Source organism: Bartonella refiksaydamii, assembly GCF_902652675.1.
Taxonomy (GTDB): Bacteria; Pseudomonadota; Alphaproteobacteria; order Rhizobiales; family Rhizobiaceae; genus Bartonella; species Bartonella refiksaydamii.
Genome location: NZ_LR736293.1, coordinates 84,982 through 107,651 on the forward strand (window position 1 = coordinate 84,982; position 22,670 = coordinate 107,651).

Genomic DNA, 22,670 nt, shown 5'->3' on the forward strand with positions numbered 1-22,670 from the left:
TTTCTAAAGTACCTATATTTGAAAAGCCATACGAATGCAAGAAAAACAGGCATATTTCAAAAACAGTCTACTCCCTTACTGGCTGCTTTTGCCTCAGCTTGTTGTGACTTTTTTATTTTTCCTTTGGCCCGCTGCTCAAGCGGTAAAATCATCTTTCGAGCGTGAAGATGCTTTTGGTTTTACGACAACCTTTGTTGGCTTTGAAAATTATGTGACAATTCTTACTGATCCTTCTTATCTGCAATCACTTCTCACAACTGCAGTGTTTTCTATCTCCGTTACTCTTTCTTCAATGACGATATCGCTTCTTTTAGCTGCCTGTGTTGATCGAGTCATCCGTGCAAAAAAAGCCTACACAATGCTCTTACTCTGGCCTTATGCTGTTGCTCCAGTATTGGCGGGTATATTATGGTTATTCATTTTTCATCCAACCATTGGGATTATCCCTTTTCTTTTAGAGAAAATAGGTGTTATATGGAATTATCGTATTAATGGCACTCAAGCAATGATCCTTATTGTAATTGCAGCTAGCTGGAAACAAATTTCCTATAATTTTCTCTTTTTTCTCGCAGGACTTCAGTCTGTTCCATGTTCCCAAATAGAGGCAGCAGCAATTGATGGTGCTGGTCCTTTTAAACGGTTTTGGACTGTAGTATTCCCACAGATTTCACCGACGACCTTTTTTCTTCTTATCGTCAATATCCAATATGTTATGTTTGATACATTTGGCATTATTGATAACATGACCTCTGGAGGTCCTGCACGTGCAACAAGCACTCTCGTCTACAAAGTATATGATGATGGCTTTAAAAACCAAATGATTGGTGCATCATCAGCACAATCAACGATATTAATGTTAATGGTTATTGTCCTAACGTTTATCCAGTTCCGCTGGCTTGAACGTCGCGTACAATATTAGGGAAGCGAAGTATGGTTGAAAATCGCCCTGTTTTGAAATTTTTAACCCATCTCACCCTCATTGTTGGCATTATCATTATTTGTTTTCCAGTTTATGTCGCTATCATCGCATCAACCCATAGCTCAGCGGCGTTTAGCTCAGGAACACTTCCTCTTTTACTAGGGAAGCACGCTCTAGAAAACTATAAAACAATCTTTGGTGATGGCCTTCAAAAGCTTGGTTTGCCTAATCTCTGGCCACTTTTAATGAATTCGCTCATTATGGCTCTTGGTATTAGTATTGGAAAAATTATTATTTCACTCCTTTCTGCGTATGCAATTGTCTACATGCGCTTCCCCTTCCGTAAAACTGCTTTTGCCATCATCTTTGTCACATTGATGCTCCCTGTCGAAGTTCGTATTATTCCAACATATACTGTAGTTGCAAAATTAGGAATGATAAATACCTATGGTGGAATGATTATTCCGCTCATTGCATCTGCAACGGCTACATTTTTATTTCGTCAATTTTTTTTGACTGTTCCTGATGAACTTTTAGAAGCTGCGCGTGTTGATGGTGCAGGACCATTTAAATTCTTCAAAGATATTCTTCTTCCTCTCAGCAAAAGCAATATTGCCGCTTTATTTATTATTATGTTCATTTATGGATGGGTACAATATCTCTGGCCTCTTGTAGTTACAACTGATCAAAATCATCAAACTATTCTTATTATTTTAAAACAACTTATCGTAGAATCAATTCAACATGATCCTCAATGGAATATACTCATGGCAGTATCGGTCGTTGCCATGGTTCCACCTGTTCTTGTCGTTATTTGCATGCAGCGGCTTTTTATCAAAGGACTTATTGAAACGGAGAAATGACTGTGGCCACAATCCAGTTATCAAATATAAAAAAACAGTATGACAACAATATTATTGTCATTGAGGACTTAAATTTGACTGTTGCCGATAAGGAACTTCTTGTCCTTGTTGGTCCCTCAGGATGTGGCAAATCAACACTATTACGTATCATTGCAGGACTTGAGCGTATCACCTCGGGTGAACTTTATATCGATAATGAGCGTATCAATGAGCGTGAACCAGCTGATCGTGATATTGCTATGGTTTTTCAAAATTACGCACTTTATCCCCATATGACCGTTCGTGGAAATTTAGAATATGGGCTTAAAAATCGTAAAACACCTAAAGACGAAATAAATAGGCGTATCACGCATGCTGCAAAGCTTTTACAAATAGAGCCATTTCTTGATCGTAAACCACGACAACTATCGGGAGGACAACGACAACGTGTTGCGATGGGGCGTGTGATTGTGCGTCAACCACGTGTTTTTCTCTTTGATGAACCACTTTCAAACCTTGATGCGAAACTGCGTGCACAAATGTGTATTGAGATTAAAACACTCCAGCGTTCATTGGAAACAACAAGCCTCTATGTTACTCATGATCAACTAGAAGCGATGACACTGGCCGATAGAATAGTTGTCATGAATAAAGGAGCCATCGAGCAAATTGGAACGCCAATGGAAATTTACGACTACCCAGCAACAACATTTGTTGCTGATTTTATTGGTTCTCCCCCTATGAACTTTCTTGATCGCCAAGTCCTAGAACAACACTTAGATCATTCATTGTCTTATAGTCAAGAAACAGAGCTTTTGGCATTCAGACCAGAAGTAATCTTGTTGGGAGAATATCCAGATCAAGGACCTGTCTTTCACACACAAATCGAGCTTATCAAGCCTGTCGGGACAGGATGCCATATTTTAACGCGTTGGAACGATACCATTTTTACTGTTGAAATAAGGGAACGCCTTACAAGCGACTATGGTAAAAAACTAAGTTTCACTGTCCCTTATCAGAATTTTCATACTTTTAATAAAACTACAGGAAAACGCACAAGTAACAAGTAAATAAAATAGAGACTTTAAGCTTATAAGCACTATTAGCAAAAACTTCTCATTTTCTCCTATCGACTTCAATTTTTATGGACTGTATCATTTCTTTTGTATGGTAATAAGCTTTTTATCTTTGTGCACGTAATTGTAAAGCCAAATCAGGTTGATCTGTCGTGATATAATGTACAGGCATATCAAGCCAATGCGATAACCGAGCTTTCCCGTTGATTGTCCATACCCCCACAGTAAAGCCAGCTTCAAGCGCAGATTCAATAAAAACCTGTGAGGCAATGGAACCATTTAAACTTAGATCAGAATACCCTAACCGTTTCCATTCAGAAAAATGACGGGACATATCACCTTCAAAGCTATCAATACATGGCCCAGATGTTATTCCTGCTTCAATAAAGGGATGAAGGCTCGCAGGATCAAAACTGATGGCAGAAATCCGTTCTGCTAAATTTCGGCTTTTTATTAATGCAAGTGCTTTTTGGGATAAAATAGTCTCACGCTCAACTTCACCACATGTTTTAATTTCAAGATGAAGGGCAACGTGGGTTGGCACCAACAGATCAAGCACCTCTTCTAATAAAGGGGGCGCTTCAGTGCTTCCTTTCACGCAGAGTTTTTTGCGTGTTTCATTATCAATATCGTGAATATATCCTTTTTTCCCAACCAGTTGTTCCAGATGAAAATCGTGGAATACAACCACCTCACCACTTTTCAGAAGATGGACATCACATTCAATTTCATCGACTCCTAATGCAATTGCGTGACGAAATGCCGAAAGTGTATTTTCGGGATAAAGGTTCGCTCCACCACGGTGTGCAACAATTTTTTTCTCAGACATGCAAAATTTCACACTTCTCAATTTTAAACAATATCGGTTCATATAAATCAAATAATGACTTTTTAAAAATCATACAAAGTGTAAAACAATTTTTTCAAAATTGTTTTCTCTATCCACTCTCCCGAATATTAATTTTAAGCAATACTCTTTTGTTAAAAGGTTTTATACTTTATTTCAATCATTCCCACTCAATAGTACTAGGAGGCTTTGAAGTTACATCATACACAACACGATTAATACCTCTCACTTCATTAATAATGCGTGCTGCTGTTTTGCTTAAAAACTCCATATCATATGGATAAAAATCAGCAGTCATTCCATCTACAGATGTTACCGCACGAAGAGCACAAACAAATTCGTAAGTGCGCCCGTCGCCCATAACACCAACAGTCTGAACAGGGAGAAGAATAGCAAAAGCCTGCCAAATTTTATCATAAAGGCCGGCTTTACGAATTTCATCAAGGTAGATAGCATCCGCTTCACGTAAAATTTCTAATTTTTCACGTGTAACTGCGCCTGGACACCGAATTGCAAGACCGGGTCCCGGAAAAGGATGACGGCCAATACACTCTTCCGACAATCCTAACTCTCGCCCTAACGAGCGAACCTCATCCTTAAACAGCTCGCGTAACGGCTCTACAAGCTTCATCTTCATTCGTTCCGGTAACCCCCCTACATTATGATGGCTTTTAATTGTCACCGATTCACCAATAGCCGATACACTCTCAATAACATCCGAATAAAGCGTTCCCTGTGCTAAAAATTCCACACCTCCTATTTTTTTAGTTTCTTCTTCAAAAACTTCTATAAAAAGGCGGCCAATCGTTTTACGTTTTTTCTCTGGATCTATTTCACCTTCTAGAGCGTTGAGAAACATGTTGGCGGCATTAACATGAATAAGCTCTATGTTATAATGATCTCGAAAGAGTGTGAGAATCTCTTCAGCCTCATTCTTACGCATTAACCCATGATCTACAAAAATACATGTCAGTTGCTCTCCTATTGCTTCATGGAGAAGTACAGCAACAACTGTTGAATCAACACCACCTGAAAGACCACAGATCACACGGCTTTTCCCAACCTTTTTGCGTATATCGGCAATTACCTGCTCACGATACGAAGTCATTGACCAATTGCTTTTAAGACCAGAAATTTTATGAATAAAATTTTGCAACAGCTTTGTACCATCGGGTGTATGAACAACTTCAGGATGAAATTGCACAGCGTAAAAATGCCTTTTTTCATCAGCAATCGCAGCATAGGGAGCACCTTTTGATGTTCCTATTACACGAAAACCTTCTGGTAAAGCCGTCACACGATCACCGTGACTCATCCATACTTGATAACAAGATCCTTTTTCCCACACTCCATCAAAAAGTGCATTCTTTTCTTGTATCTCCAAAAAAGCGCGCCCAAATTCACGTTCATGTCCAGCTTCAACCTTTCCACCAAGTTGAACGCACATGACTTGTTCACCATAACAAATACCAAAAACTGGAACACCAATTTCAAAAACTTCCATCGGAGCACGTGGCGAACCGCCATCAATAACTGAATAAGGACTACCTGATAAAATAATAGCTTTAGGTTGTATTCTCTTAATACCTTCCAAAGCTAATCGACAAGGAACAATTTCACAATAGACACCCATTGCTCGCACCCGCCGTGCGATCAGTTGTGTGACTTGTGAACCAAAATCAATAATAAGAACAGTGTCTGGATGTGATACGCTCATAAAAAACCAATCAATAATTATAAAAAGAACCAATAAGATTTATGATTTAATCTTTCTCTTTTCACAAGCCTATTCGATTAAGAAAAAGATTTTTCTCGTAAAATTTAAGATAAAAATGTGAGAATATGTATCAATGTTTTTTTTGCAACACAGATAAAAAGAAGCCATCTGTTTTTGTTGCTGCTGGCGATAAAGTAAGTCCATAATTTGAAAAAATTGGTTGCACAGGCGAAAAACTAAAATGTTGCTGCCAGAGTGCACTCATACTTATTGGATAAAAATTGGAATGCTGTTGAAGAAAACGGAAAATTTGTTCCTCATTCTCATCCACAAAAAGAGAGCATGTAATATAGACTAAACGCCCATTTGGTTTAAGATAATCTATAGCCTCATTCAAAATAACCTTCTGTTCTGTTTGGCGTTGTCTTACCTGTTCTAACGTCAAGCGCCACTTCGTGTCTGGCCTCCGCCTCCATGTTCCTGTACCACTACATGGCGCATCTAGCAGCACAATATCCATCTGACCAACTAACGGCTTTAATTCTTCTACATTCCCACATGCCTGCACATTACGAACACCAGCACGTCGAAGACGATCAAAAATAGGAGCTAAGCGGGCTTTGTTTGAATCATAAGCATAAATTTGCCCCTGATTCTCCATACTGGAAGCTAAGGCTAATGTTTTTCCACCAGCTCCAGCACAATAATCCAGCACCTGCATACCTGCCTTTGCTTCTACAAGATAAGCAACAATCTGAGAGCCCAAGTCCTGTATTTCAAAGTGCCCCCTTTGAAAAGCTGGTTCTATCTGAACATTGGGATGACGTCCAAACTTTTCAATAGGTGCAATCCTTAAGGCTTGCCGAAACCATAACAACGGTTGAGCTTTGGTGTTTGCTAATTCCTTGAATAACTTTTCTGATGTTGTCTTCAAGCTATTCACGCGTAAATCTAAAGAAGGACGTGTTGCTAATGCAGCAGCTTCAATGACCCAATTATCGGAAAATAAAGGAAGAAGATGCGCTTGACACCATTGAGGAATATCACCACGAATATAGTCTGGTGCATCAATTAATTGTTGTTTTTGCCACGATTGGCGCTGTTTAGAACCTAATAGCTGTGGTGCAAATCGATCTCCTTCTAATTCACTATCAACTTGTTCAATCGTCATTTTTCCAGCGTCTAATAAGGTGCCGAAAACGATATTCCTCATGTCATCACTCTCCATACGCCATTGTAAAGAATAGCGTCGTCTTAAAACATCATAAACAATTGTACCAATTGCAGCTCGGTCGCCTGCTCCAGCAAAGCGATGAGAAAGTCCCCAATCTTTTAAAGCTTCACCTACCGGGCGATGCCGAGTTTCTATATCTTTTAGAATATCTATTGCCGCATACAAACGCCCACCTAAGCGCATTTATTTCTCCCATTTTATTTTTTACAAAACTCTATATAATTTAAGAGAAAACCAATTCATCTTCCTTAAGACCAACAGGATTTTCTCCAGCCCATGCAAGATTTACATTGGAAGCAGGTTCTGATCACGTTTTTTTATAGCATCCAAACTTTTCTTCTCATGTGCTCCTCATGCACATCTTTTAACTTTCTAAAATAAATGGAATCCTTTTTGTATCTACAAAACAAGTGGTCAGCCCTAAGGAGCCTCTTCCAGTTATACATACTTAAAAACCACCAAACTTTTAATTACTACATAAAATAAAAATTTGATAACCTTATATAACAGCACATAACATCAAGTATCTATTATCTTGAAAATGCTCTCTTTCTGAAAAGATAGAAAAAACAGCTCTACTAAGACCATGCAAATGCATCTTATTACCGATAAAATGTTAACTTTAAAAAAAACGCTTGGAACCACTATTTGGCATGACCGTTTTTACTGTACTGGCTTGAGGCCAGACAATTTAAAAGGAGAAAATAATGAATACTTACAATAATGGAAAAACAACTTCATCTAAAAGCCGTCACAATACAATACCCTCAAACAATGGAAAGAAATCCGTCCAAAGTGATCAGGTTAACACTCGCCAACGCGCGTCAAAGTCGGTACGGAAAACTACAAAAAGTTAATTCCCTTAATTTTATATAACCTACAGAAAGAATTGGGACATCAACCCCCAATTCTTTCCTTTTTGGGATCATCATACCACATCACAAAGAAAAAAAAATGGTAAACTCTTTCTCTCAAAAGATCTTTATACCATGTAATATGGCTCTAAGACCTTAATAAATCAAACTGGACCTCTGTAATTTGGACTTTCTCGTGTGATAGCAACATCATGTGTATGACTTTCATGGAGTCCGGCATTGGTAATACGAACAAACGTTGCTTTTTCACGAAACTCCGCTAGGTTCTTTGCCCCAACATACCCCATCGAAGCACGCAACCCACCAGCAAGCTGATGTAGAACCGATGCTATAGAGCCTTTATAAGCAACTTGACCCTCCACACCTTCGGGAACCAATTTAAGTTCATCACGCACTTCATCCTGAAAATAACGATCTGCCGATCCTCTCGCCATAGCACCAACTGATCCCATACCACGATAAGCTTTAAAAGACCGTCCTTGATAAAGATAAACTTCACCAGGACTTTCTTCTGTACCGGCTAAGAGAGATCCGATCATAGCAGCGCAAGCCCCACCTGCTAAAGCTTTAGCAAAATCACCCGAAGCTTTAATCCCACCATCCGCAATGATAGGAATACCCGCTTTTTCAGCAACTTCTGCAGCATTCATAATGGCAGCAAGCTGAGGCACACCAACACCTGCAACAATTCGTGTTGTACAAATAGAACCAGGACCAATACCAACCTTTACCGCATCTGCACCACGATCAATTAACGCCTGTGTTGCTTGAGAAGTCGCTACATTACCAGCAATAACAGCTGTAGAGGGCGCCATTTTTTTAATACGCTCAACGGTTTCTAGTACACGTTGAGAATGCCCATGTGCTGTATCAATCACTAGTACATCAACACCAGCATCAATAAGTCGTTCAGCCCGCTCAATTCCATCATTCCCCACACTACTAGCAGCTGCAACACGCAAACGACCTTGGGAATCTTTGGCAGCATTTGGATTTAATTGTGCTTTTTCAATATCCTTAACTGTTATCAAGCCGACACAGCAATTTTGTTCATCTACAACCAATAATTTTTCAATACGGTGATGATGTAAAAGATACTTTGCTTCACTGAGTTGAACATTTTCACGCACTGTGATCAAATTTTCATGCGTCATTAATTCATAAATTTTTTGTTTTGGATCCGATGCAAAACGCACATCCCTATTCGTCAAAATACCAACAAGACGCCCAGCAGTCTTATCTTTAGTGACAATTTCAACAACAGGAATACCCGAAATGCCATGAGAACGCATCAAGGCTTTTGCTTCTTCAAGTGTTGCATCTGGCCCAATTGTTACTGGATTAACAACCATACCAGATTCAAATTTTTTTACCTGATGCACTTCTTCAGCCTGCTCTGCAGGAGACATATTACGATGGATAACACCAAGACCACCCGCTTGAGCCATAGCAATTGCCAAACGCGATTCTGTCACAGTATCCATTGCCGCAGAAAGCAATGGTAAATTCAGCTCAATATCAGCTGCAATACGCGTCTTAAGATCTACTTGGCTGGGCATGACAAGAGAATGACTAGGCTGTAAAAGCACGTCATCAAAAGTCAGTGCCAATGCACCTGTCCCTGTTTCAACAATCTTTGCCATAGCCAACTTCCTTTTATAACAAAACACCGCAAGGTGTTTTTAAAATACAACTGCGGTTCTCATACGTCGCGGATTGGCAGAAAACTATGCCATGCTACGAGAAAAATGAAAAGAAAAATAATTTTCCGATTATAGTTTATAAAATCTACAATTGTGATTCAATGGGTAACCAACTTATTATTTTGGCAAACGCACGACGCCCCAAATTGCTTTCTGGTTCATAATTAACACTTTGCTGTTTTTCGTTTTCAATAAAATCCCAATAAATGTGGTTATTATCACCAAGACGGAGGTGATAACTCATCTCACCCGTTGTTTCTTCAGAAAAAAGCAAATCCAATCTCGCTGTAATCGGTGCACATTCAAAAAGAATACCCATTTCTGTATTCAACGCAGCTGATCTAGGATCAAAATTTAAAGAGCCAATAAAAGCGGTTTTATGATCAACTAAAAAAGCTTTAGTATGTAAGCTTGCTCTACTTGACCGAAACAATCGCAATCCATGAGTATTTCCATTCGGTTTTAACTCATAAAGCTTAACACCACTTTTTAATAATGCTTTACGATACGGCATATAACCACCATGCACCAGTGCTACATCAGTCGCCGCTAAAGAATTTGTAAGAATTTTGACATCAACACCTTTTGAAACCAAATTACCAAAACTCTGCGTACCGACCTTACCAGGAACAAAATATGGTGATGTAATCTGAACCGTTTTTTTAGCACCCCCAATAACCTCTGAGAGTACCTTCATAAGCCAATTTCCTGCTTTTTTGCGCAATGCTTTTTCCGGAGGATCAGAAAGAACTATAACTTTATCTGCTAAAAATAATTTCTTCCCTGTCTGAATAAAACAGTCAAAATTAATACGTTCCTTGACATAATCTAAATAAACTTTTGCAACCTTGGAATCACGGAACTTTCGTAATTTGTCTTTCCAATAACCAAGATCATTTGCACTTTTAGGAACAACCAAAGTGTGAATTGGTAAAACTACAGCGCTATTCCAAAAGTCATCAAAAATTGTTTCTACTTTTTTAACCGAGGGACCGATTAACATCAGATCTAAATCTCGAAAATGCGATTCTTCACCAGCGTCAAAATAAGAATCTGCAAGATTACGCCCTCCTACAAAAGCCATTCGGCCATCCACAATAAAAGCTTTATTGTGCATTCTGCGTGTTATAGTAACTGCCCGCAATATAATCTCCAAACCACGACGTAAACCACCCTTACGCGATCGCCCTGGGTTGAATATTCTCACCTCAATATGAGGATGTTTATCCAGCGCAATGTAAGCTGGGTCACGTGCTTGAGCGTTAATATCATCTAAAAGAAGGCGCACCCGCACACCACGCTCAGCTGCCTCCACTATTTCACTTAATAATAGACGACCTGTTAAATCATCATCCCAAATATAATACATCAAATCAAGACTACGCCCCGCCTGTGCTGCTCCTATCACACGAACACAAAATGCATCTAAATTGTTGATGATAAGTGAAAGGGCGTCTTTATCAATCCCTAACCCATCTGTTTTCTCTGCCAATTGGCTTACTATACGATCAAACTTGGTTTCATCTTTCTTAACATTTAACGCGTAAGAACACGCCCCCCTAGCACTTTTCATAAAACGCCCATAAGTGTAAATCGCCAACATAGACGCAACAAAAAAGAATATAATAAAACCGATCACAATCTGTAACAGAGTCAAAGAGAATAAACTTTCTATTTTCAAGCCACTGCACTACCATCGATACAAAGCACATAAAATCAATGATCCTATCTGAATCATCCAATAGTAGAATGTCACCTCTTGCTTAAGAGAATATAAATCTGATATCAATGATGCTAGAATTTTAGTTCCAACACCAAAGCGCAAAACTTATCTTTCATCTTAAATGAAAGTAAAATTGGCTAAAGCTGTAAAGACTGAACAAAGAAAAGAAAACCGAAAATGATTCCGTTAAACAAAATCAATACTTAATTGCGTTTTCAAAATTATTCTCAATACCTGAGCTCCACAATAAATAACATTTCTTTTAAAAGCTAGACACCCTCCTCTGTCTTTACCAAAAATACGACATTTTTTCTGAAAATCACTTCTTACGAATGGAGATTTATCGTGATTTTACTTCTATTTTTAGCTTTTCATTACTCTCAATTCCTCTATTTTTCGATAAAGTGTAGAGCGCCCGATATGAAGACGGCGAGCAGTCTCACTCATATGTCCCTTATAATGTTTAAGCGCTTGCTCAATAATATCATGTTCCATTTCTGCAAAAGTGCGAACATGCCCATCAGCATTTAAAAATTGTATCGTTTCTTGTTCATGATCTTCTTGAACATCACTCTCAATGATATTTGGAACACTCATTAATGAGCTTCCCATTAATTGGGGAAAATCCCGCACAGTTAACAAGGGCCCCTCGCTGAGTAAAATTGCGCGAAATAGAAAATTCTCAAGTTCACCCCGATTACCAGGCCAATCATACTGCATAAGCAATGAAAGAGCCGACCCTGCTAAACCATGTACATGTGAGCGCCCTGTTTCCGCAATAATGCGGTCAATTAAACGTTGCGTAAGCTCTGGAAAATCATCCCTCAATTCCCGCAAAGCAGGAACACTAATTGATAATTGGGAAAGCTGTTCAAACAAACTGCGCGAAAAATAACCTTCTCTAACCAGATCTGAAAGTCGCGACGCTGAAATAGCCATGATACGAAAGAGGGGAGGATTGTTTTTTGTCACCTTTGCCCTCTCCTGAAGATAACCTGCAAAACGCTTTTGTTGTATGGGTTCGAGCCGATCAACATCACAAAGGCAAAGTGTCCCCTTTTTAAGAGTAGAAACCAGCGGGAGAAATTTCTTAAACCAGTGGCGATTTTCTTCCTCTGGATCAATGATAGCTGAACATTGGAAGCGAATAAAAGCCCCATCCGATAACAAACCCTCATGATGAATAATGCGAGCTAATGTTTCGCGACCAGTTCCAACTTCACCTTCTATCAAAAGATTCTGTAAAGAAGCCGCTGCTTTTCTCGATTGTTCCAAAACTATCTGCATTGCTCTACTTTTTATGCAGAGATCAGAAAAGCGCAAATGATTCTCATTTTTTCGCCGAATATAACGAACCTCACGCTCCAATGCAGAAATAAGAGAAAGTGTATCCAAAGTGACTCTCAACCGTAGTGGTGTAACTGGATGAATCCAATAATCAATAGCTCCAGCTGTTAAAGCTTTCTGGAGTAAATCTTGATTCTCTTGTGGTGCTATCACAACAAGAGGAACAGAAACACCAGTAACTCTAATCATTTTAATCAGATCGCCAACACTCAAATCACTCATGACTACATCAAGGAGTACAAGCACAATATTTTTACGTCTGTGTAAAAGATCAATCGTACGGAGACCATTTTCTGCTTCAATGACACGGTAACCAAAACCTCGGAGCATAGCAGAAAGCTCTATACGTCTTCCATAATCTTCACTCGCAACAAGAATGGGACCAACCATAATTTCAACAATCTCCTTTGAGACTACTAAGCGGTTTAATGTAAAAATTGTTGTAAACCATCAAAATATTTCGTCTCTTGTATTTCATCTAAAAATTTTATCAAGCTGCTAATTAAATACAACATTAAGGCATTTTTTTCCATTTTTTTGCTTTTTCATTGATTTTCATCAAATTTTTCATATCTACTCATGGGGTAATTTAACAATGTTATAAAAGCTAGAGAGTAATAATATAAATAGAGTGAAACAAATGAAACATACTTACCGTATTTTATGCCTTACAATCATCGCTTTAGTATTAAGTGCCTGTGGATTTTCTCAATATTATAGCCAAAATATACCGGCTGGAATTGATGGTAAGTGGGTTGATGAAAATGGTATCATTTCTTCTTTCCATGAAGGTATTTTTGAAACACGCGCAGCAGATACAGAAGAAAAACTATCAGAAGGTACATATAATTATGTCAATGCCCAACATATAGAAATTGAAATACGCTCCATTCTCCGTGGGACAATATCTCGGGTAAGTTGTATAATGTCACGTGAGGCAACACAGCTTTTCTGCACATCACATACAGGATCACAATTTTCCCTTAATAGAAAATTTTAAATGAAAGCTACAGATTCTATTAGAAATATGGTGAGCATGTATATAACAGGAGGCGATATTTTTTCCTCCTGAGAGGAATCTTCTCCAAAATACGCAAAACATTGATATAGTCCTCTGCAAGCAGAATTTTCTATCACCATGGAATGTGTAAAATAACCATCCTTTCTAGGAAACACCAAGAAAACTTCTGCGCAACAAAATTTTGTCTTTGTTATTGTTTAACCTATTTTACTCTAAAATAAAGCTTTATCTGATATGGGCCATTTAATTTACGCAGCACCAATGCGCAAAAGATCATGAAAGTGAACAATTCCTACCGGTTTTTTATTCTCAACAACGAAAAAAGCACCGATATGGTGCTCATTAATAAAAGCCGTTGCAGCTCCAACGAGTGTATTTGGTTCCGCAATTTTAGGATTTTTCGTCATCACCTCATCAACATTAAATTCTGATAAGTTAAAGTGAATGTTGCGTGCAAGGTCACCATCGGTCACAATTCCAATTAATTCACCTTTTTTATTGACAACGCCAACACAGCCAAAATGTTTTTCAACCAAAACATTCATCGCTTCAGTCATAGTTGTCCCCTGCACAACCAAAGGAAGATGATTACCCTCATGCATAATATCACGCACATATTTCAGGCTTGCACCAAGAGAACCACCAGGATGATAAATTTTAAAATCCGTTGCAGTAAAGCCACGCATTTCTAAAAGAGCAACAGCTAATGCATCTCCCATCGCCAATTGCATAACAGTTGAAGTTGTAGGAGCAAGCCCGTGGGGACAAGCTTCTTCTATCTTTGGCAACAAAAGTACGATATCAGCCTGTCGCCCTAATACAGAGCTTTCACCCGAGGTTATAGCAATAAGGGGCGTGCGAAAACGCGCAGCATGATTAATAATGCCACTTAATTCCGAAGTTTCACCTGACCATGACAAGGCAATAATAACATCACCAGAGCCAATCATACCAAGATCACCATGATTGGCTTCCGCAGCGTGAACAAAAAAGGCAGGTGTCCCTGTCGAAGCTAAGGTTGCTGCAATTTTTGTACCTATATGACCACTCTTCCCAAGCCCCGTAATCACCACATGACCATTAGCATTTCTGATAATTTGAACAGCAGCTTCAAAAGAGGAAGAAAGACTTCCAAGAAGAGCTGCTTCAAGAGCTTCAAGTCCTTGTTTTTCACTCGCAAGCGTTTTAAGCGCTGACGTAATGGCGCCCTGCAACACCATATGAGAAGACTGTATTATCATAATCAAGTTTGATAGATGAAATTAAACGAGAGATCTATATTATTTTTCAATTTTAATAGTTTCTAGTAAATTTTTTAATGAAGCAGCAATTTGGCTATGCATATCGGCACGCGCTAAAGAAAATGCAACGTTGGCTTCAATAAAACCAGCTTTAGAACCACAATCAAAAGTGAGACCCTCTAACTGGAAACCGAAAAAATCCTGTTCCTTTGAAAGCCGTACCATCGCATCTGTCAATTGAATTTCATTTCCTGCTCCTCGTTCTTGATTTGAGAGAATATTAAAAATTTCTGGTTGCAAGATATAACGTCCATTAATGTACAGATTTGATGGTGCTGTTCCTTTTGTTGGTTTTTCTACCATCTTTGTGATTTTAAAACCGTGCGCAATCTGCTTTCCTTGTCCAACAATACCATATTTATGGACTTCTTCAGGATCACACTCCTGAACTGCGATAATATTTCCTCCTCCAGTTTCCTCATAAAGATTGATCATCTCAGAAAGGCACCCCTTTTTAGATTGTATAAGCATATCCGGTAATAACAAAGCAAAAGGCTCATCACCAACTAATTCACGCGCACACCAAAGAGCATGCCCTAGCCCCAAAGGCTGTTGTTGCCTCGTAAAAGAAGTTGACCCTGGCGGGGGCTGTAAACTATGTAAATGTTCAAGTTCCTCTATTTTACCACGTTCGGCAAGAGCTGTATATAGCTCGACTTGCGCATCAAAATAATCCTCAATGACTGCTTTATTGCGTCCAGTAACAAAAATAAAATATTCAATACCAGCTTCACGTGCCTCATCAACAACATATTGAATAATGGGCTTATCAACAACAGTCAGCATTTCTTTAGGAATTGTTTTTGTTGCAGGAAGAAAACGTGTACCAAGACCAGCAACAGGAAATACTGCTTTCCGGATTTTACGCACTCTTACCCTCCTGCTTCTTCTCATGAATTGCATAAATTTCTAACTTCATTTAACATATGTTTTTACTAAATGGTAAAAAAGATATCTTATTGTTTTAACTGCCATTATAATGGACAGGAAAGAGATGTAAGAGCATGATAAGTTATTGAAAATATTCCTTCAAAACAAATAATCTGTTTTAGCCTTTACTTATGCGCTTGATAACATCATCAATAAAACCAAATACAAAAATGAAGTCCTTGCGCACTAAAACACTTAAATATTGAAGGAGGTTAAAAAATGCAAAAAATAAAATCAAAAACTTTCTCTTCTTTAGAAAAATCAATAAGTCGGAAAACTTTTATCATAGGTTTCGCGGTTCTTTTTTCTGCATTTTTAATGTCTTTTGCATCATTTTTACATGCTGATAGTGGTTTTAAATACTGGATTAAAGAATTTAAAAAAACAGCTCTTGCTAACAATATTTCACCCTCTACGTTTGATATGGCTTTTAAGAGCGTCAATGCAATTGATCAAAAAGTTCTAGAAAGAGCTGCATACCAGCCAGAATTTGTCGATCCTTCATGGAACTATTTCGACAATCGTGTCCATGATATTGCAATTATAGAAGGACAGCGCCAAGCCAAAAAATGGAAAAAGTGGCTTCTTCAAATTGAAAAACGTTTTGGTGTTGATCATAATATTCTCTTGGCTATTTGGTCAATGGAAAGCAATTATGGAAAAATTTTAAAAAATAAAAGTGTGATGCGTGATACCATTCGCTCACTTGCAACCCTAGCCTATGCTGATCAAAGACGTGCAAAATACGCGCATGCACAGTTGATTGCTGCCATGAGAATTCTCCAAAGTGGTGAAATTACACGTGCGCAACTTACTGGCTCTTGGGCTGGGGCAATGGGACATACGCAATTTATTCCAAGCAGTTATCTCGCCTATGCTATTGACATAGATGGAGATGGACGGCGTGATATTTGGACCTCTGTTCCAGATGCTCTTGCTAGCGCTGCTAATCTTCTCCACATGAATGGCTGGCAGTCTAACCTCCCTTGGGGAGTAGAAGTTAAATTGCCACAAGGGAAAAATTTCCCTGAGGATTGGTATTCCTTCGAGAAATGGGCAAAACTAGGTGTAAAGCACGCGAATGGGCATCCTCTTCCTGCATCATCTGAACGAGCAATATTGAAATACCCTGATGGACCCAAAGGTCCTATATTCTTAGTAACAAAAAATTTCTTTGTTCTTAAACGTTATAATAATGCAGATCGCTATGCTTTCGCTGTCGCTCTTCTTGCTAACCGCATTGCTGGACAGCCTAGCTTGGTTCAAGATTGGCAACGACCATTTCAGCCTCTTACTTTCCATGAGCATAAAGAGCTGCAATCTCGTTTAACTGCACTTGGCTATTATAAAGGAAAAGTTGATGGCAAAATCGGTACAGCCTCTCGAAAAGCACTCAAAGCTTTTCAGCTGCGTCACGGCTTAAAGCCAAATGGATATCCAACCCCTGCTGTTCTTTCTATCCTGCGTAAACAATAATCTGGAGTAAAGTGTTTGTCCCATCTCCGCCCGATATACTGGATTTTTCTGCTTTTCTTTCTCTTTACCGTGAATGTCATACAACCATCTCCAAGTAAAGCAACAAACTTCTTTAAATGGTTGTTGCAACATAACAAACAAGAGCAACAACCACCACAAACTATAGAACAAAAAATATATAAACAACTAAAAAAGATTGTATTACAAAAACCCGCACAAAAGCGAAAAGAAGAAAATGCAAAACGTGTTCTCGTCATAGGGGACTTTGTCGCTTCTGCTGTTGCCGATGCACTCAAAAAGCTTTTTACTGATAATCGCTATATTATCATTATAAATAATACAATGCCATCTTCTGGCTTAATCCAAACAAATCAGACTTCTTGGAAAAACAATATTTCTAAACTCATTAATAAAAATAAACCCGACGCTATTATTATGGTGATAGGTGCAAATGATAATCAACCAATCAAAACGCCTCACGGCATATTCAGTACGATTCAGCCCGAATGGCTAGACATATACAAACAAAGAATTACCGAAATTGCTGAAAGCCTTCATACTTCGGGAAAACCATGGATATGGATGGGGCAACCTGCTTTTGGAAATGATAATTTAACACAAAAAATGAAATTTTTTAATGAGCTCTACAAACAAGCAACAGAAATAGCAGGAGGATATTTTGTCGATGTCTGGAGGGGATTTGTTAATGAACAAGGTCAATTTTCTTTTTTAGGCTACGATACAAATGGAAAAATCATTAAATTACGTACTCGTGATGGTATCAATTTTACCTCTGAAGGAAAGAGGATACTCGCTTCTTATTTAGAAAAAAAATTAGAAAACATTTTAAATTTTCAAACATTCTCCCGTGAAAATTTACTTTTGATCAATAGCAACACTCCAAAGTTTACCCAAGAATCACAGAATATTGAACGCCAATCCCCTATGACTCTCGATGGCATGACGCAACAAAATACCGGCTTACTGGACAAAATAGATCAAAGTTTCATAAAGAAATCATGGTTTTTGCCAAATGGTCATCAAAAAGACCGAGCTGATAATTTTTCTTTCCCATGATGTCTGTTAAAAACAGAAAAACTTAATTTTCTTCACAAATAAAAAAAACTCTGTCCACATGATGATGGGGGTAAAAATTCTCATAAATATCAACCGTAGAAAAGTATATAACAACGGTATAGTCTAAACCATACCGTTATAATTTACAGTCCACGTTTTTTAATCATTGCCTCCGATGAAGGTAGCCGTCCTCGGAAAGCTTTATAAAGCTCCTCTGGATCACAACTGCCTCCAGCAGAGTAAATAAAACGTTTCAACCTATTAGCAAGCTCTAAATTAAAAACGTCACCCGTTTCTTCAAAAGCTTGAAAAGCATCAGCATCAAGCACTTCCGACCACATATAAGAATAGTAACCAGCGGCATAACCATCTCCTGAAAATATATGCGTAAAATGCGGAGGACGGTGACGCATAATAATTGTGTTAGGCATTTGTAACTTTTCTAATTCTTGACGCTCAAATATTGTTGGATCAGTTATCTTTTCACCTTGATGAAAAGCCATATCTACTAGAGCTGATGAGGTGAATTCAATTGCAGAAAAGCCAGCATTAAATGTTTGTGCGGATAGAACTTTATCCATCAATGTTTGTGGCATAGGAAGTCCTGTTTTTATATGCGTAGCATAAGATTTTAAGACCTCTGGTACAGTTAACCAATGTTCGTAAAGTTGAGAAGGAAGTTCAACAAAATCTCGAGAAACCGATGTTCCCGCTACAGATGGCCATGTTACATCAGAAAGTAAACCATGCAACGCATGTCCAAATTCATGGAAAAGTGTGTGCGCATCATCAAGTGATAAAAGAGCAACCTCTCCTGCGGGTGGCTTAGCAAAATTACAAACATTATAGATAATAGGCTTTTGTCCGCCATCCAGTTTATGTTGCGACTGCAAACTACTCATCCACGCCCCAGACCGTTTTGACGAACGCGCAAAATAATCACCAATAAAATGTCCAAGCAAGCTTCCATCAGATTTTCTTACTTCCCACAAACGTGCATCAGGATGCCAAAGTGTAACAGCATTTTTTTCTTCAAATGTAATGTCAAAGAGTTTTTCTGCTACTCCAAAAGCCGCTTCAATCATGCGATCAAGCTGAAAATAATATTTAATTTCAGAGCTATCGAAAGAAAATTTTTCAGCGCGGAGTTTTTCAGCGTAATAACGCCAATCCCAGGCTTCTAAAGTTTCATTGCTTCCATGATTGTTCGCAAAGTTTTGCAATTCAATCTGTTCGCTAGAAGCCTTAACTCTTGCCCGTTCCCATACAGGTGTAAGCAAATTCATAACCGCATTAACACTTTTGGCCATGGTATTATCAAGTTTCAAATCTGCAAAAGATCTATACCCCAATAGTTTAGCCTTCTCATCTCGAAGTGCAATAATCTCTAAAATAATCGCTCGATTATCATTCTCGTTATTATTTTCACCACGCTTAGACCAAGCTTGGAATGCTATTTCACGCAAATCACGACGATGAGAGAATTTCAAAAAAGGATCAATAACTGAGCGTGCTAATGTTAAGGCATAAGCTCCTTCATTTCCTTTTTCGCGTGCCATTTCTTTCATTGAAGCAATGAGATCATCAGGCAAACCAGATAAATCTGTTTGTTCTAAAAATAAAACCCATTCTGCTTCATCTTTTAAGACGTGCTGACCAAAAGTAGCATTTAAAAAAGCAAGTTTTTCATTAATTTCAATAAGTCGTTTCTTACCTTTTTCATCAAGTTTTGCACCGTTACAAACGAACTTTTTCCACCATAATTCAAGTACACGCGTCGTTTCACTATCATACATACCTTGCTGCGACTGTTTATAAAGCACATCTATTTTTGCAAATATTCGTGTATCCATCATAATTTTTGAAGAATAATGAGAAAGTTTTACAACAAAGTCTTGCTCTAACTGCTGAATCAATGCGTTACTATGAGTACTTGAGCGCAAAAAGAATATTGAACATACACAATCAAGCGCTTTGCCACAAAGCTCAAAATGTTGCAAAAAATTCTCAAGTGTTGGTGCTTCTCGTACCGTTGCAATCATTTCTATTTCTTTTTCTGCTTCTTGAAGCGCCTGTTCAAAAGCGGGAGCAAAATCTTCATCATTTATTGACGAAAAATCAGGAAGCCCTGAAAATCCCCCCCAGTCCAACACTGCTACTTTTGTCATAATACTCTCTGTCTCCAATTATACATTTAAGTGTAACAATTACCTGTACCATACAAAATAACACACTAAAATCATTTAGTGCGCTTCAAAAGTCCCTTTCAGACCTCTATTTTGGCAGAAAAATAAGAATCCTTACATGTTTGATTCAGGAAATTGTTTATAACCTGTAATCTGTCATTAACTTTATTTCAAATATTAACAATTAGAAGTATAGTTGAAGAGTGTTTTTTTAAATCTTTCATAACTTTTGTTTTACCCTATCGTTTTATCCCTATCCATGATCTGAATTTATAATTCTCCAATCCTTCAGAAGGTACTTTATTATGACTGAAATTAAAACGACCTTCGATTTCAAAGATTTTTCTCCAGAAGCTCTCGCCGAAGAATTAAAGAATTATCATTTTGCTGACTCGATTGATATCATCAATGATCTCGATATCATGGAACGTGTAGCTATTCTTAGCCTTTTGCCTCTTGATTATGTCATTGAACTCTTTGACAAACCAGAACTTGAACAACCAGCAGCTATTCTCGAACTTCTCCCTGTGAATCGTTCCGTTGAAATTCTTGATGGTATGTCTGCTGATGCTGCTGCTGATGTCTTTCAAGAAATGGATAAAGAAACCCGCACGCAACTTTATACATTGCTTAAACCCTTAACGCGTGCTGAACTAAAAAAACTTACCAGTTACCCTGATCATACAGCAGGTGCACTGATGACAACAGAGTTTATAGCTGTTCCAGCAAACTGGACCGTAAAAAAAACTCTGGATCATATTCGTGATGTTGAACGAACACGTGAAACAGTTTATACAAGCTATGTTATCGATCCTAAAACGGGCACTCTTCTCAAAGCCGTTTCACTGCGTAACCTTATCCTTGCCTCTCCTGATGATCAAATTCTAAACGTCTCTACACATGATACCCCCATTACAATATCTCCCTTTACACACCATGAAGACATTGCTCGTCTTTTTCAGCGCCATGATCTTCTCTCTGTGCCAGTTATCGATGACTGTAACCATGTTATTGGTATTGTGACCGTTGACGACGTACTTGATACAATGGTTGATGAAATGAGTGAAGATGCCTACAAATTTGGAGGTATGGAAGCTCTCGATAAACCCTATATGCAGATCAACTTTCTAGGGATGATGAAAAAACGTGGTGGTTGGCTTGCTTTACTTTTCCTTGGCGAAATGTTGACAGCAAGCGCTATGCAACATTTCGAAACAGAACTTGAAAAAGTCATCACTCTTACCCTATTTATCCCTCTTATCATGAGCTCGGGAGGAAACTCTGGCTCGCAAGCAACATCCCTCATTATTCGTGCACTAGCATTACGTGAACTCACACTCAGAGACTGGTGGAAAATTATCCTTCGTGAAATTCCAGCAGGGATATTCCTTGGCCTTTTACTAGGAGTTATCGGAATGATGCGTATTGCTATTTGGCAAAAACTTGGTATTTACAACTATGGTGAACATTGGATTTTCATTGCCATGACAGTAGGCACGGCTTTAGTCGGAATTGTCACATTTGGCTCTTTGTCTGGTTCCATGCTTCCTTTTATTCTTAAACGCTTGGGATTTGATCCAGCAAGTGCTTCAGCTCCTCTTGTCGCAACTTTAGTGGACGTCATGGGAATTGTTATCTACTTTTCTGTAGCTTCCCTTATCTTATCTGGCACTCTGCTCTAAAATGAGAAGCAAAAACTGTTCAATGACAAGTCAAAAAAAGAGATTAGCATATCTATAACAGCAGTTTTAAAAAAATCTAATATACGCTAATGTACTGTTTAAATACGAGAACAAATACGATCTGAGAGGAGATCAATATAAACCAATCCCATCATACTACTTTCCAGCTTTCAATGTCATAACTGCTCTTACCGTTAAAACAGTTCACGAAAGGCATATTGCGTGTTTTTTTCCAATGAATTTTTTGCCACACATCAATCTCTCTTGTAACGTACAAATAAGTAATTTTTTGGTTTATAATGAAAGAGTATAAGAAAGAACGTCCTGTATTTAGCATTCTTACTCAAGATAGAAAATAATAACTATATCATAATAAACCAATGCTTTACCAACACAAAATTACATCGAATTTGGGTATTGATATAAGTAAGGTATACACTTTGATTATAAGGAACAAATTTTATTATTGGTTTTCTTCATGCATACCTTATGTAAAGTGCTCACATACTTGGAAGTTTTTAGGTAAACTTTTCTAAGCCAATGGAATATTAAAAATCTTTGCAAACACTTTTCCATAAAAATATTTCCTCCTCTTCCAAGAGTAATACTCTTTTTTATTTAAACAACTTATTGATTTTCCATATGTTTTTTTAAGTGAGGGATGCGTAGATAAAAGTTGGGGAATAGGATTTTCTAACATTTCTCTATAAAGCA

Annotated in this window: 18 protein-coding genes; 8 read left to right on the forward strand and 10 right to left on the reverse strand. The window is 38.1% G+C overall.

The annotated features are described in order from the left end of the window. Nucleotides 1-34 precede the first annotated feature (34 nt). Genes ugpA through GQO39_RS03390 form a run of 3 tightly spaced genes read left to right on the forward strand, consistent with a single transcriptional unit; the run spans nt 35 to nt 2,831 of the window. On the forward strand, nt 35-919 hold the full coding sequence (ugpA, locus tag GQO39_RS03380; RefSeq protein ID WP_156850944.1) for a sn-glycerol-3-phosphate ABC transporter permease UgpA: 885 nt from the start codon (nt 35-37) through the stop codon (nt 917-919). Nucleotides 920-930: 11 nt separating this feature from the next. After that, nucleotides 931-1,782 carry a sn-glycerol-3-phosphate ABC transporter permease UgpE gene (gene ugpE / locus GQO39_RS03385; protein ID WP_156850945.1) on the forward strand — a complete coding sequence of 284 codons (852 nt, stop codon included), beginning with the start codon at nt 931-933 and terminating at the stop codon, nt 1,780-1,782. A gap of 2 nt (nt 1,783-1,784) precedes the next feature. Continuing rightward, nucleotides 1,785-2,831 (forward strand): sn-glycerol-3-phosphate import ATP-binding protein UgpC, encoded by a 1,047-nt coding sequence (locus tag GQO39_RS03390; protein WP_156850946.1) that lies wholly within the window; start codon nt 1,785-1,787, stop codon nt 2,829-2,831. A 112-nt stretch (nt 2,832-2,943) separates the two neighbouring features. Here the strand turns inward: GQO39_RS03390 and GQO39_RS03395 are convergent, their stop codons facing one another. From GQO39_RS03395 to GQO39_RS03405, 3 genes are all read right to left on the reverse strand, one after another. Then, nucleotides 2,944-3,666 (reverse strand): glycerophosphodiester phosphodiesterase, encoded by a 723-nt coding sequence (locus GQO39_RS03395; protein WP_156850947.1) that lies wholly within the window; start codon nt 3,664-3,666, stop codon nt 2,944-2,946. Nucleotides 3,667-3,844: 178 nt separating this feature from the next. Next, nucleotides 3,845-5,401, reverse strand: coding sequence for a glutamine-hydrolyzing GMP synthase (gene guaA / locus GQO39_RS03400; protein WP_156850948.1), 1,557 nt, complete (start codon nt 5,399-5,401; stop codon nt 3,845-3,847). Nucleotides 5,402-5,531: 130 nt separating this feature from the next. Continuing rightward, nucleotides 5,532-6,818 carry an RsmB/NOP family class I SAM-dependent RNA methyltransferase gene (locus GQO39_RS03405; protein WP_156850949.1) on the reverse strand — a complete coding sequence of 429 codons (1,287 nt, stop codon included), beginning with the start codon at nt 6,816-6,818 and terminating at the stop codon, nt 5,532-5,534. 524 nt (nt 6,819-7,342) lie between these two features. On the opposite strand from GQO39_RS03405, the gene GQO39_RS08800 reads away from it, so the two are divergent. Continuing rightward, a complete protein-coding gene (locus GQO39_RS08800; RefSeq protein ID WP_198039405.1) occupies nt 7,343-7,492 on the forward strand; it encodes a hypothetical protein in 150 nt (49 codons plus the stop codon). Between the two features lie 161 nt (nt 7,493-7,653). Here GQO39_RS08800 and guaB read toward each other — a convergent pair whose 3' ends face one another. The 3 genes from guaB to GQO39_RS03420 all read right to left on the reverse strand — a co-directional run bounded on the left by guaB (nt 7,654) and on the right by GQO39_RS03420 (nt 12,673). Then, on the reverse strand, nt 7,654-9,153 hold the full coding sequence (gene guaB / locus GQO39_RS03410; RefSeq protein WP_156850950.1) for an IMP dehydrogenase: 1,500 nt from the start codon (nt 9,151-9,153) through the stop codon (nt 7,654-7,656). A gap of 145 nt (nt 9,154-9,298) precedes the next feature. Further along, nucleotides 9,299-10,870, reverse strand: coding sequence for a phospholipase D family protein (locus GQO39_RS03415; RefSeq protein WP_156850960.1), 1,572 nt, complete (start codon nt 10,868-10,870; stop codon nt 9,299-9,301). 429 nt (nt 10,871-11,299) lie between these two features. After that, nucleotides 11,300-12,673 carry a sigma-54-dependent transcriptional regulator gene (locus GQO39_RS03420; protein ID WP_156850951.1) on the reverse strand — a complete coding sequence of 458 codons (1,374 nt, stop codon included), beginning with the start codon at nt 12,671-12,673 and terminating at the stop codon, nt 11,300-11,302. Nucleotides 12,674-12,923: 250 nt separating this feature from the next. On the opposite strand from GQO39_RS03420, the gene omp10 reads away from it, so the two are divergent. Next, nucleotides 12,924-13,283 carry an outer membrane lipoprotein Omp10 gene (omp10, locus tag GQO39_RS03425; RefSeq protein ID WP_007551902.1) on the forward strand — a complete coding sequence of 120 codons (360 nt, stop codon included), beginning with the start codon at nt 12,924-12,926 and terminating at the stop codon, nt 13,281-13,283. A gap of 269 nt (nt 13,284-13,552) precedes the next feature. Here the strand turns inward: omp10 and GQO39_RS03430 are convergent, their stop codons facing one another. Together GQO39_RS03430 and galU are read right to left on the reverse strand one after the other, a co-directional pair. After that, on the reverse strand, nt 13,553-14,545 hold the full coding sequence (locus GQO39_RS03430; RefSeq protein WP_156850952.1) for a KpsF/GutQ family sugar-phosphate isomerase: 993 nt from the start codon (nt 14,543-14,545) through the stop codon (nt 13,553-13,555). Between the two features lie 39 nt (nt 14,546-14,584). Beyond that, on the reverse strand, nt 14,585-15,475 hold the full coding sequence (gene galU, locus GQO39_RS03435) for a UTP--glucose-1-phosphate uridylyltransferase GalU (RefSeq protein WP_156850953.1): 891 nt from the start codon (nt 15,473-15,475) through the stop codon (nt 14,585-14,587). A 279-nt stretch (nt 15,476-15,754) separates the two neighbouring features. On the opposite strand from galU, the gene GQO39_RS03440 reads away from it, so the two are divergent. Together GQO39_RS03440 and GQO39_RS03445 are read left to right on the forward strand one after the other, a co-directional pair. Next, on the forward strand, nt 15,755-17,011 hold the full coding sequence (locus GQO39_RS03440) for a lytic murein transglycosylase (RefSeq protein WP_156850954.1): 1,257 nt from the start codon (nt 15,755-15,757) through the stop codon (nt 17,009-17,011). Nucleotides 17,012-17,026: 15 nt separating this feature from the next. Further along, entirely contained in the window at nt 17,027-18,088 is a 1,062-nt protein-coding gene (locus tag GQO39_RS03445) for an SGNH/GDSL hydrolase family protein (RefSeq protein ID WP_198039406.1), read from the forward strand. Nucleotides 18,089-18,231: 143 nt separating this feature from the next. Here GQO39_RS03445 and GQO39_RS03450 read toward each other — a convergent pair whose 3' ends face one another. Beyond that, the gene (locus GQO39_RS03450; protein ID WP_156850955.1) at nt 18,232-20,256 is read right to left on the reverse strand and encodes a M3 family metallopeptidase; all 2,025 of its coding nucleotides are present in this window, start codon (nt 20,254-20,256) and stop codon (nt 18,232-18,234) included. A 323-nt stretch (nt 20,257-20,579) separates the two neighbouring features. Here GQO39_RS03450 and mgtE point away from each other — a divergent pair, with 323 nt between their 5' ends. After that, a complete protein-coding gene (gene mgtE / locus GQO39_RS03455; RefSeq protein ID WP_156850956.1) occupies nt 20,580-21,956 on the forward strand; it encodes a magnesium transporter in 1,377 nt (458 codons plus the stop codon). 532 nt (nt 21,957-22,488) lie between these two features. On the opposite strand, the gene GQO39_RS08970 is transcribed toward mgtE, so the two are convergent. Continuing rightward, nucleotides 22,489-22,670 (reverse strand): hypothetical protein (locus GQO39_RS08970; RefSeq protein WP_210349157.1); only part of this gene is annotated, 182 nt, incomplete at its 5' end.

Excerpts from the sequence above, each read along its gene's own strand:
- ugpA (WP_156850944.1), top strand. The coding sequence starts at position 35 with ATGCAAGAAAAACAGGCATATTTCAAAAACAGTCTACTCCCTTACTGG.
- ugpE (WP_156850945.1), top strand. The coding sequence starts at position 931 with ATGGTTGAAAATCGCCCTGTTTTGAAATTTTTAACCCATCTCACCCTC.
- GQO39_RS03395 (WP_156850947.1), bottom strand. The coding sequence starts at position 3,666 with ATGTCTGAGAAAAAAATTGTTGCACACCGTGGTGGAGCGAACCTTTAT.
- guaA (WP_156850948.1), bottom strand. The coding sequence starts at position 5,401 with ATGAGCGTATCACATCCAGACACTGTTCTTATTATTGATTTTGGTTCA.
- GQO39_RS03405 (WP_156850949.1), bottom strand. The coding sequence starts at position 6,818 with ATGCGCTTAGGTGGGCGTTTGTATGCGGCAATAGATATTCTAAAAGAT.
- GQO39_RS08800 (WP_198039405.1), top strand. The coding sequence starts at position 7,343 with ATGAATACTTACAATAATGGAAAAACAACTTCATCTAAAAGCCGTCAC.
- guaB (WP_156850950.1), bottom strand. The coding sequence starts at position 9,153 with ATGGCAAAGATTGTTGAAACAGGGACAGGTGCATTGGCACTGACTTTT.
- GQO39_RS03420 (WP_156850951.1), bottom strand. The coding sequence starts at position 12,673 with ATGGTTGGTCCCATTCTTGTTGCGAGTGAAGATTATGGAAGACGTATA.
- omp10 (WP_007551902.1), top strand. The coding sequence starts at position 12,924 with ATGAAACATACTTACCGTATTTTATGCCTTACAATCATCGCTTTAGTA.
- GQO39_RS03430 (WP_156850952.1), bottom strand. The coding sequence starts at position 14,545 with ATGATAATACAGTCTTCTCATATGGTGTTGCAGGGCGCCATTACGTCA.
- GQO39_RS03440 (WP_156850954.1), top strand. The coding sequence starts at position 15,755 with ATGCAAAAAATAAAATCAAAAACTTTCTCTTCTTTAGAAAAATCAATA.
- GQO39_RS03450 (WP_156850955.1), bottom strand. The coding sequence starts at position 20,256 with ATGACAAAAGTAGCAGTGTTGGACTGGGGGGGATTTTCAGGGCTTCCT.
- mgtE (WP_156850956.1), top strand. The coding sequence starts at position 20,580 with ATGACTGAAATTAAAACGACCTTCGATTTCAAAGATTTTTCTCCAGAA.